The sequence below is a fragment of the Geminisphaera colitermitum TAV2 genome (assembly GCF_000171235.2).
GTDB classification, from domain to species: Bacteria; Verrucomicrobiota; Verrucomicrobiia; order Opitutales; family Opitutaceae; genus Geminisphaera; species Geminisphaera colitermitum.
On record NZ_ABEA03000010.1, the window covers coordinates 16,884 to 28,016 of the forward strand.

General features: G+C 61.4%; 8 protein-coding genes. 3 read left to right on the plus strand and 5 right to left on the minus strand.

Features of this window, described 5'->3' with window-relative positions; translation table 11 throughout:
* The first annotated feature begins 6 nt into the window (after positions 1-6).
* Positions 7-2,217, plus strand: a complete 2,211-nt coding sequence (locus OBACDRAFT_RS01755; protein ID WP_043582391.1) for a glycoside hydrolase family 36 protein — start codon at positions 7-9, stop codon at positions 2,215-2,217.
* A 112-nt stretch (positions 2,218-2,329) separates the two neighbouring features.
* Positions 2,330-2,596 (plus strand): hypothetical protein, encoded by a 267-nt coding sequence (locus OBACDRAFT_RS01760; protein WP_157836876.1) that lies wholly within the window; start codon positions 2,330-2,332, stop codon positions 2,594-2,596.
* A 514-nt stretch (positions 2,597-3,110) separates the two neighbouring features.
* Here the strand turns inward: OBACDRAFT_RS01760 and OBACDRAFT_RS01765 are convergent.
* From OBACDRAFT_RS01765 to OBACDRAFT_RS01785, 5 genes are all read right to left on the minus strand, one after another.
* Positions 3,111-4,670, minus strand: coding sequence for an SGNH/GDSL hydrolase family protein (locus tag OBACDRAFT_RS01765; protein ID WP_081721754.1), 1,560 nt, complete (start codon positions 4,668-4,670; stop codon positions 3,111-3,113).
* Positions 4,671-4,680: 10 nt separating this feature from the next.
* A complete protein-coding gene (locus tag OBACDRAFT_RS01770; RefSeq protein ID WP_052360839.1) occupies positions 4,681-5,403 on the minus strand; it encodes a prepilin-type N-terminal cleavage/methylation domain-containing protein in 723 nt (240 codons plus the stop codon).
* Positions 5,404-5,432: 29 nt separating this feature from the next.
* Positions 5,433-7,070: a hypothetical protein gene (locus OBACDRAFT_RS01775; protein WP_043582392.1), complete on the minus strand. Its 1,638-nt coding sequence runs from the start codon at positions 7,068-7,070 to the stop codon at positions 5,433-5,435.
* Positions 7,071-7,183: 113 nt separating this feature from the next.
* Positions 7,184-8,080, minus strand: a complete 897-nt coding sequence (locus tag OBACDRAFT_RS01780) for a LamG-like jellyroll fold domain-containing protein (protein WP_043582393.1) — start codon at positions 8,078-8,080, stop codon at positions 7,184-7,186.
* Between the two features lie 70 nt (positions 8,081-8,150).
* Positions 8,151-9,296, minus strand: a complete 1,146-nt coding sequence (locus OBACDRAFT_RS01785) for a LacI family DNA-binding transcriptional regulator (RefSeq protein ID WP_043582394.1) — start codon at positions 9,294-9,296, stop codon at positions 8,151-8,153.
* A gap of 227 nt (positions 9,297-9,523) precedes the next feature.
* Here OBACDRAFT_RS01785 and OBACDRAFT_RS01790 point away from each other — a divergent pair, with 227 nt between their 5' ends.
* Complete coding sequence (locus OBACDRAFT_RS01790) at positions 9,524-10,972, plus strand: alpha-L-fucosidase (protein ID WP_043582395.1); 1,449 nt, start codon at positions 9,524-9,526, stop codon at positions 10,970-10,972.
* Positions 10,973-11,133: the final 161 nt, after the last annotated feature.

Sequence of the window (11,133 nt, forward strand, 5' to 3'; positions counted from 1 at the left end):
TCTCCCATGACCCGCCCGCTCACCTTTCGCATCAACGGCCTCGTTCTCCAATTCCACATCGCGCCCGACGCTCCTGTGTGTTTCACCCTCGGCACTCGTCCGGCGTCCGCCAAACGCACCACTCCCGCCTGGCTCAAGTGGGCCCGCCTTGTCGAACTTCAGGCTGCCGGGCACAACCCCGACGACCATCACGGCAACAAATACACCGGCACCTCGCCTGCCGACCAACTCCGCCATGCCGCCCATCGTAAAATCAAGGACTCCGTCGGGCGCACCCACATCGAAATCGATCAAAACGCCCGCATTCCCGAGGGAAAACTCCACGTCACCACGCACCTGCAATTTATCCCCGGCCAGCCCGCCTTCCGCATCTGGAACGACATTCGTCTCGAAAAAACGTCTCCGCGCCGAGCGCCCAATGCCGCGTCATTGTTTCTCGAATACGCTGCGAGCCTCGCCCTTGGCGGCATCTCCGCCGACGCCATCGGACAACGTTGGGCCGAAAAAATGCGCCTCCATCTCCCCGACAACAACTGGTGCGCCGAATGCCAGTGGCGATCCGGTCCGCTCTTACAGTTTGGCCTGCATCAGTTCTATGCCCCGGACCGAAAAAGCTCTCCCTTCGGAGTGGACCGCATCTCGGTCTCCAGTCAGGGCACCTGGTCCACCGCCGGTGCGCTGCCCCTTGCCGCGCTCGAAAATATTGCCACCGGTGAAACCTTGTATTGGCAAATCGAACACAACGGTTCCTGGCATTGGGAGATCTCCGACATCGCCGGAGAACTTTATCTGCGCGCCTCCGGTCCCACTTACCGCGAAGGACACTGGAGCAAACACCTCGGCCCCGGCGATACGTTCACGACTGCTCCTGTCGTTTGCGGCATCGTGACCCATTCCCCCGATAAGGGAAGCGGACTTCAAGCCGCGCTCCGTTCACTCACCGCCGTCCGCCGCGCCACGCGTCGTCCGCATCCCGACAACCGCGCGCTCTCCGTCATTTTCAACGACTACATGAACTGTCTCTCCGGCGACCCCACCGAGGAAAAGCTGCGTCCCCTCATTGCCCGCGCCGCCGCCACTGGTTGCGAGTATTTTGTGATCGACGCCGGCTGGTATGCCGATGCCGGGCGCTCCTGGTGGGACACGGTTGGCGAGTGGCAGCCCTCGGCCAGTCGCTTCCCCTGCGGCCTGCCCGCCCTTCTCCAAACCATCCGCGATCATGGCATGATTCCCGGTTTGTGGCTGGAGATTGAAGTCATGGGCATCCATTGCCCGCTCGCCGCCACGTTGCCCGACGACTGGTTTTTCCAACGCGACGGACGCCGCATCATCGATCATGGCCGCTACCAACTCGATTTTCGCAACCCGGCAGTCCGCGCTCATGCCACCGCCATCATCGACCGGCTCGTCAGCGATTACGGCGCCGGCTACATCAAGATGGATTACAACATCAACGCCGGTCCCGGCACCGACCACGCCGCTGATTCTCCCGGCGATGGACTCCTCGCTCACAATCGCGCCTACCTCGCGTGGATGGATTCCATTATCGACCGCCATCCCTCCCTCGTTGTCGAAAATTGCGGCAGTGGCGGACTGCGCATGGATGCCGCCATGCTCAACCATCACCCGATCCAGTCCGTCACCGATCAGACCGACTACCGTTACAACGCCGTTATTGCCGCCGCGGCCGCCTCTGCTGTCACGCCCGAGCAGGCCGCGATTTGGAGTTACCCGCTCCCGGAGGGCGACGAAGAAGAAACGATTTTCAACATGGTCAACGCGCTCCTCCTGCGCATTCACCAGAGCGGATGTATCATGGATCTTGATACGCGTCGTCTCGCCCGCGTCACCGAGGCGATTGCGCTCTACAAAAACACTCTCCGCGCCGACATCCCGCGTTCGCTCCCGTTCTGGCCGCTCGGGCTTCCGTGTTCCGGAGACGGCTGGCTCGCTTTCGGTCTCGACTGCCCCGCGACGCGTAGCCGCCCCGCCCGGCGTTACCTTGCCGTGTGGCGACTCGACGGAAAAAACAAAACCTGCGTCCTTCCGCTTCCCGGATTAGAACCGAATGGCCGGAGCCGTAATGTGACCGTGACAGCAGAGTGCATTTATCCGCAGCGCAAACCGACGCCCTGCGTCTGGGATGCGCGCCGCGCCGTCCTTGAAGTCACGCTGGCACGTCCTTTCACGGCCCGGTTGTTTCGGTTGGAAGGTTGAGGCAAGGGGGGGGGGGGGGAGGAGAGGAATGGCTGCAAACCGGGGATTTTATTTCCAATCCTGTTTCAACAGCGGGCAGCGGGTCGAGGACCATTTCGTTGAGGTCACCGATATGGTCGGAATTGGCAGTGGAGCCCGGCGTCCGCTCAAGACAGTGATGATGTCGCGCTATGCCTGTTATCTCGTCATCCAGAATGCCGATCCTGCGAAGGAGATCGTGGCCCAGGGGCAGACGTATTTTGCGCTCCAGACGCGACGGCAGGAACTCAGTGATGAACAGGTGGAGGAGCAGCGCCGGCTCGCCATCCGTTCCGATTTGAGGAGGCACAACAGCCGCGAATGGTTCTTCGACGTTTTCAGTGGAAACTCGATAAGTTGATATAGTGGGAGTTGGCGCGGTAGCGCCCGTAGCGCAGGCATCTTGCCTGCCATCTAAATTGATTGCGCGAAGCGCGGTGACATCGATTTGTCACGTAGTTCGGTGCTTTATTGCCAATCCGAACCGTGCGACTCACGAATACGCAGAGGTAACGGTTCGGGCTAAAGCTCCGAACTACGTCAAGGCAAGCGGCGCTTCGCGCAGTAGATTGGATTGCAGGCAAGATGCCTGCGCTACGGGCGCTGCCGCGCCAACTCTCGTCTATCCACCGAAAACGTCGAAAAACCCCGCGAATAGACGCGTACCGAGCGAAGGATAAGTTGACCACGGATTGCACGGATTTTTCGGAGATTACACGGATGGGAAATCATCTGTTTTTTCCTTCTGAAAATTCCTGCCTTTATCCGGTTTGTTAAATCAGTGGAATCCGTGGTTTATAGATTTCATTCGCGATCATTGGCGACCATTCGCGCTTGGTTTGTTGGCTTGGGGAACAGAGTTTTTAGAACCTCCCTCATGACGATTCAACTTGAACGGAGCGGTTCGGGCTGAGGCTCCGAACTACGGGACATGTCAGTTGGGCGCGGGGGGTGAGCGTGTAAACATGGGGGCGCGGGCGGGCGGTGTCGCGGATTTTTGTAACGAGTTCGCGGATACGCTGCTGGCTGGCCGTCTCCGTGGGTTTCACTTTGAGGTAACGTTGCACGATGCCGCGGTTGTAGTTGTCCATGCGGTTGTCGCTGCCGGTCCATTTTTCGACGAGGGCTTCGAGTTGCGGGCGGACGGCGTCAAAACTGACGGGATGTGGCACGTCTTTGAGCTGCCAGTGTTCGGCTTGAGCGACGCCGCGGTCGGCGTGGGCGACAAGGGCACGCCATTGCATGACGAGTTCGAGGACGGCGGCGGATTGTTTCGCCTGCGGCGTGTCGGGGCGTGTGGCAAGGTTGATGCCTGCGGCGAGTTGGGCGGCGGTCCAGGTGCCGATGGTTTGGTTGTCAATGGTCAGGGTGTGGCTGCCGGGCGCGAGTCCGGTGATGACAAGGGTTTCTCGGTTGAGGTCGTCGGTGAAGGGAACGTAGTCGAGCGCGGGCGTGGCGTTTTTCTCGATGGGACAGGGGAGGGCGGCGGCGTTGACGGTAAAGGTGAGGGTGGCGTTTTGTTCCAAGCCGTCGCCCGCGGTGGTGGTGGTGTGCGTGAGGTCGGTGACGGTGGCGTTGCGGGTTTCAGTGATGCGGGGGGCGGAGGAGGCGGGCGAAGCATCGATGGCCACATGCGAGATTTCGGCGGGAGCCCCCTGGCTTTTGAGGAAGTAGTAGGCCATGACAAGGTGACCGGCCTGGCGCGGGTGGACGCGGTCGGGGCCGATAAGGGTGAAGGCGGGGTCGGCTTGCTGGAGTTTCGCGTTGAGCGCGGTCATGGGGTGGTGGATTTCGATAAGCCCGATGCGGCCGTTGCTGGCGGCGGCGGTGTCGCGGGCGAATTGAGCGCAGTCAGCGAGGGCGAGAGAGTTGACGCCGGGGAGGTTGGGGCGGTCGCTCTTCATGGTTTCGTCGTAGATCGAGGGGGTGAGGAGCTGCACGCGCGCGCCGTCGGCTTGGAGGCGGGCGATGAGTTGTGTCATGTTTTTTCGATACGCGGCGAGGGCGTCGGCGCGGCGCTTGGCGATGCCGGGCGCGGGTTCGGTGTCGGGGGTGTTGGGGTCGGCGGGGGGGGGGAGGGGGGCGTAGAGGCTGCGGCTGACGTCGTTCATGCCCATCATGATGGTGGCGACGGTGGGTTTTTTGGTGTCGGAAACGATGTCCCAGTCATAGCGGCGGAGGGCACCGGCGGCGGAGTCGCCGGAGATTCCGCAGTTGTAGATGTCAATGGTGCGGTCGGGAAAGCGTGTGGCGTAGTAGGCGGCGATCCAGGTGTGGTAGTATCCGTTTTGCGTGACGCTGTCGCCGACGACGGCCCAACGGTCGCCGTCGCGGAAGAGGTCGGCAGTGGCGGTGATGGTGTCGGCGCGGGCAGAGGCGGCGATGAAAACGAGCGCGGTGAGCAGCAGGGCGGAGACGGAGATATGATGGCGCATACGGGGATGCTCAGTAGCGGGCGGGCCATTCGGCGAGGAGATTTACGCGTCCGTCAAACCAGAGGATGGTGTGTTTGTTGCCGTGCGGTGGGTTTTTGGGGAGGGAGTTGTACCAGCCGCTTTGTCCGGTGATGTAGGAGTAGGTGACAGTCTGGTCCACCTCAGCGAGTGCCCAAACGCGTGAGGCTCCGCCGAGTATGTCGAGTTCAGAGTAGCGGAGGGGGCGTATGCCTTTGGTTTCGTCTTTGGGATCAACACCATCGGGTTGCCCGAAGGCACGGTTATCGTTGTTGGGGGATTTGGTTTTATTGAGGTCACACTGGGCAGCAAAGGTGCAGATGGAGGTATCGTCCGCGATGCCGCGTGAGGGGCAGTGCAGGAGGGGAACGAAGGGATGGAGGCTGCTGGGGATAGTCGCGGGATCGGGATAACCGAGATAGGTAGAGAGTCGCCAAGCGAGGGCAGTATTCTCGGCTTTGCCGTAGGTATTTGTGATTTTTGCGTAAACGGGGCCGGGGAGCTTGTCTTTGTTGTCGTTGATGTAGGCGTGCATGGCGATGCCGACTTGGCGGAGGTTGGAGATGCAGCGGACTTGATGCGCTTTTTTGCGAACGTTGTCGATGGTCCCGAGGATGATACCGGCAAGGATTCCAATGATCGCAACGACCGTGAGGAGTTCGATCAGTGTGAAGGCGGCGGATTGGGTGGATCGGGAGTTGTGGCGTTTTTTCATTACGGGGAGAGGGGGGGGGGGAGGAGCGGTCAGCGGGATGTAGTCGAGGTTCGGATACGGGCGGCGAGTTGAGCGCGATAGAGGGAATGGGGTTCGAGGCCGGGGCGGTTCGTGCCTTCAATGTGGCCGGTAGGTTGTGCAAAGTAGCCTTTGCCTTCGACGTTGCCGGTGCAGCCGATGGCGTAGTTTTGCGCGGTGGGTGGTTTTTGGATGATGAGGCGGCGTCCGTCGGTGTCGCAGCGCCAGGCTACGGAGTGGGCGGCGGCCCAGCCGTGTCCTGTGCCCCAACTGCCGCGGTTGTAGAGGCCGAGAATGGCGGGGTTGCCGACGGGGTTGCGCGTGATGAAGCCGTCGAAGAGGAGGGCTTGGGGCCAGCGGCGGTGGCCTTCGGAGGGGGCGGTGGAGTAGGCGTTGGATGAGTCGAGGACGACGATGCCGGAGTCGAGGGTGGTGCCGTTGCTGATGAAGGCGTGGCGGGCGTGGGTGGCGTGGCAGTTTTCGAAGAGGATGAGTTGGGCTTGATAAACGCAGAAGTTGTAGCGGCGGGCTCCGATGATGCGGGAATGTGGGTCGAGGGCGCGGCAGTCGAGGGCGGTGCCGCGAGCGAAGTCGGGTCCGAATTTGATGCCGGCGGCTACGAAGTGGAGGACGGTGACGTCGCGCGCCCAGCAGTCGAGGGCGCGGCGGAAGACGAGGGCGTCTTTGGCGTGGTTTTCAGTTTGTTCGCCTTCGGTTTCGATGTCGATGCGGAGGCGGGCAACGCCGATTTCAGTGAGGAGTGGGGTGGTGTCGTATTTGTAGAGGGTGCTTTGGGTAAGGGTGCGGTCGAGGTGGTTGTAAACGGGGGCGTCAATGCTGATGGCAGGAGGGGTGGCGGGTGTGATGGCGGTGATGCGGCGGAGGTAGCGGATGGTCATTTCGGATTCGCGTTCACCGGGTTGCCAGGCGGGATCGGTGTCGGTGCCGCCGCCATTGAGGGCGCGTATCCAGGTTTCAGTTACGGGGTGTTCGACGATGACGGTATCGCCAATGGAAAAGGGGGTGGCGTCGGCAACGTCAAAGGTGCGGGAGCCGACGGTGACGCGGGGTGTGATGATGTCGGTGCGGGTGTTGGGGACGGGTTTTTGGAATTTGTCGTGGCGGCCAGTGCCTCCGGCAGTGATGACGGGTTCGGGGTTGGTGCCGGTGCGGCGGAGGATGGTGTCGCGCGTTGGGTCGTCGCCCGATCCGGAGCCGAGCAGGATAATGCCGGAGTGGCGGATGAGGAGCGGGGTGCGGAGTTCGTAGATGCCGGGTGCAAGGTGGAGCGCGCCGCGGCGGCGGGTGAGTGGGTCGATGGGGTGGGTGGCTGCAAGGGTGTCGAGCGCGGCTTGGAGGCGGGCGGTGTTGTCACCGGGTTCGGGTTGGAGGGTGGCGAGGATGGGGATGGCGTTGAGTTCGGGCAGGGGGTCGTCGGCTCCGCGATATCCGGCGTGGCTGAAGTCGGGGATGCGGTTGCCTTCGGCGTCGGCGGTGTAATGGAGCGCTCCTGTGGCGGGGTCGTAGCGGACGAGGGTGGATTGCCAAGGTGTTCCGGTGGCAGTGGGAGCGGCGGTAACCGCGAGATGGATTAGAATGAACGCGCAGGCAGCAGTGAGGCAGAGATAGCGGCGTAGCGGAGATTTCATGACAGGGTAAATATTGCTGCGCAATGTGTGCTCGTGGTGCGTGTGTATGGGGGGGGGGGCAAGGGATCGGAGCGGCGTTTTGGAGAGAAGAACGCCGCTGCGTCAGAAGTTCGTTAGCGGTAGCGGCGGATGATGAGCGTGAGGGCGAGAATCAAACCGGCGGTGAGCATGGCCCATGTCGCGGGTTCGGGAACGGTCGAGGTGGTGGCGAGGAGTTGGTCTTGCGTGAGGATGCCGTTGGTGAGGCGGACTTCGTCAATGGTGCCCCCGAAGTTGCGATATTCGTAAATGCCGCCGTCTTTGTTACAACTGGTACCGATGACGAAGGGCGCGGTGGAGGTGGTGGTAAGGGCTTTGAGTGAGGCCGTTTTAGTAACAGACTGAATGTCGCCTCCGGCGCTCAGGTCTTGAAGATAAAAGACGGCAGTGGTGCCGGAACCGTCGGCAATGACGCTGGCTCCCACGTAGTAATTTTTCGCGTCGGCTCCGGTCGTCAGGAAGAGACCGGAGCTGAGATCGTTGTAAGAGGTGCCCTGATTGGCCGAGTTTCCGAGACGCAGGTAAAGTTCACCGGTGGTCTTGACGCCGAAGAGCCAGTTGGCGTTGGCATTGTTACCTGTTTCAAAACCGAACTGTCCGGCGATGACGGCGGGGTTGGTGCCGTTGAAGGAGGTGATGCTGATGTCGGCTTCGATGGTGAAGGCTTGGAAGTTGAAGACAGCGCTGTCTGGGGTGCTGAGATAGTTTTTGATGGAACCGGAGCTGTCGAACACGAGGGCTTTGGTGTTGGTGTTGCCGGTTTGCGGGATGGTGGCGTGGAAGGGCGTGGCGACTTGGGCGGGCGTGGTGCTGCTGACTGCGAGGTTCAGATTGTTGCCGGAGGAGTCTTTGCCGAGGTTGGTGCTGTCTTCAAAGCGCCACCAGCCGATGGTGTCGGCGGCGATGGCGGCAGGGGAGGCGAGCCCGAGGCTGGTGAGGATGAGAAGGGTGCGGAGGTTTTGGTTTTTCATGGTGTGTATGTTTGATGTGGACAGGGATAAAAGGGAGGCCCTGGCAAGGGGGGGGGGGGGGGGACGCTCATCAGGTGGAGGCGGTAGCGCGGGAACGGGCGCTTGCCTTGGACGCTGTTGCCGGAGGCTGGGTCGAGAGATCTTGCACGGATTGGCGGATGATGAGGCGGGGGGCGATGCGCACGTTTTGTGATGGATTGTCGGCGTCCGGCGCACCGGACACGGACATGCGGCGCAGGAGAAGGTCAACGGCAACGCGGGTCATTTCCTCGAAGGGTTGGTCGAGCGAAGTGAGGGCAGGGGTCATGAGGGGGCAGGCAGAGGTGTTGTCGATACCGACAATGCTGAGCTGGCGGGGAATGGTGATGCCGGCAGAGGCCGCCCGGTGCAGTAGTGGAAGGGCGAATACGTCGCTCGTTATGAGCGCGGTGGGAGCGTCGGCGTCGAGGTGCTTCCAGGTGGCGATAATTTCGTCAACTTTGTCGAGGGCGGGGCGTTCGGGTTCGTCTGAGATGGCTTGGAATTCGGTGTAGTTGCGGATGCCGCGCTCCTCGGTGAACTGGCGGTAGGCGTTGATGCGGGCGCGAAAGAAGGAGTTGCCGGAGTAGTGGCCGAAGGTGGCAATGCGGCGGTGGCCGAGTGTCCAGAGGTGTTCGGCGGCCATGCGGATGTTCATTTCCTGATCGATGCTGACGACGTCCATCGGGGTGGCGGAGTGGCGTTCGCGGTTGAGGAGGACGAGGGGGATGCGGGAGGCAATCCAGTGGAGGAGGGCGGTGTCGGTGTCGGCAGCGCGCCAGAGGACGCCGCGGATGTCGGAGTCGGCGAGCCACTGGGTGAGGCGGGTGGATTCGCCGAGGTGAAAGACGGAGAGGGCAAAGTTTTGTTCGTTGAGTTGCTGGCTGGCCGTGGTGAGGATTTTGCCCATCAGGGTCTGGTAGGTGTTTTCGATCCACTCTTCGTTGGTGGCACGGCGGGGGGCCTGCGCGCAGACGATCAGGACGTTGCGTGTGCTGGCGTTGGCGCGGGGGGCGGCTTTGCGGGAGACGTAGCCGAGTTTTTCGGCGATGGTCAGGACGCGCTGACGGGTTTCGTCGCTGACGTTGAGCGTGCCGCCGTTGACTCCAGAGAGAATCGCGGAGACGGCGGCTTGGCTGATGCCGGCTTTGCGCGCGATTTGGGCTTGGGTGACAATTGGTTTTGAGGGGGAACGCATGGAGATTTTTGCGATAAAATTAAAAATAATCTGTTTTTAATTATAAATAATGTCAAGGCGGTTTTTATTGGAATCATTAAGATGGCCAAGGGGGGGGGGGAGGGGGGGCGTGATTTCCCAGTGTTTTTGCAAATGCGCTCCGGAAGTGTTGGGCAGTCTTGCCACAGCGACTGTTAAGTGAGGAAGTCGGTGGTTTCTGAGTTTTTTGGCCGTCAAATCATCCTGCCATGTCGCTCCTCCCTCCCTTCGCTCCTATTCCGTCACCTGCGCAACTTGCCTGGCAGCGCACCGAGACCAATCTGTTTGTGCATATTTGCGTGAACACGTTTACCGGACGCGAATGGGGCGACGGCACGGAATCGCCGGCGATTTTTAATCCGTCAAAGCTCGACTGCCGCCAGTGGGCGCGGGTGGCCAGGGAGGCGGGGATCAAGATCGGCATCCTGACGGCGAAACACCACGACGGGTTTTGTCTTTGGCCAACGGATACAACAGGGCACTCGGTGAAGGCGTCTCCGTGGCGCGACGGCAAAGGCGATTTGGTGCGCGAGTTCGTGGACGCGTTTCGTGCCGAGGGGCTCAAGGTCGGGTTGTACCTGTCGCCGTGGGATCGTCACGAGAAGTGCTACGGTGACTCGTCGCGCTACAATGATTTTTATTGCGCGCAACTGACCGAGTTGCTGACGCGCTACGGCGAGTTGCACGAGGTTTGGTTCGATGGCGCGTGCGCCGAGGGGCCGAACGGGAGAAAACAGAAATATGACTGGGATCGGTTTTCCGGGATCGTGAAAACATTGCAGCCGAAGGCAGTGACGTTTGGCGACGGGGGAACCGACGTGCGCTGGGTGGGCAACGAGCGCGGGTTTGCCAACGAAACGTGCTGGGGGTCGGTCGATCCACGGACGGTCCGATTTCCGGGCGACTCGGGGATTTGCCAGGCCAACGACGCCGCGGCGCGCGAGGAACTGAAACGGCATTTCGGCAGCGGCGACGCACCCGATCGCGAGGGTCGCGAGCCTCGCGTGTGGCGTCCGGCGGAGTGCGACGTGTCGATCCGGCCGGGATGGTTTTACCACGCGGAGGAAGATGGCAAGGTGCGGTCAGTTGAGAATCTGGTGGATTTGTATTTTCGCAGCGTGGGGCGCAACGGGCTGTTGCTGCTCAACATTCCGCCGACGCGTGAGGGGCTTTTTCACGAGAACGACATCGCGGCGATCACCGGGATGCGACGCGAGCTGGACCGGATTTTCGCGCAAGACCTGGCGCAGACGGAGGGCGTCCGCGTGACAGCCGACACCGAGCGCGTGAGCGGTCCGTGCGCGGTGTTGGAGTATTTTGCAGAGTCGGTGCGTGATGGGAATTCGGATACGTTCTGGGCCGCGCCGGATGGCGTTACAACGGCCATGCTGGAAATGGAGTTTCCAGAAAAAGGAGGGGTGTCCGTGAGCGTGATTTGTCTGGAGGAGGCGATCCAAAACGGGCAGCGCATCGCGGCATATCACGTGGAGGCTGAGGTCGCCGGGGCGGAGGGAACGTGGACGGAAATCGTGCGCGGCACGACGATCGGACGCAAAAAACTCGACCGGCTCGCGGCTCCGGTGCGAGCGAGGCGGTTGCGTTTGGTGATCGACGAGGCACTCGCGCCGCCGGCTTTGTCGGCGTGGCGGGTGTATTGAGCGACGTGCTCCGGACGGCAAAATCCGGGTTATAAAATAGAGGTGCATCTTCGTCCGGATCGGCTTTGGTAAAATGCCAAATGGTTACCAATAGAGGAAAGATCGGGTTGGGTGTTATTGTGGTGTTGCTGGCGGCCTTGGGTTTCCTGGCATGGCAATGG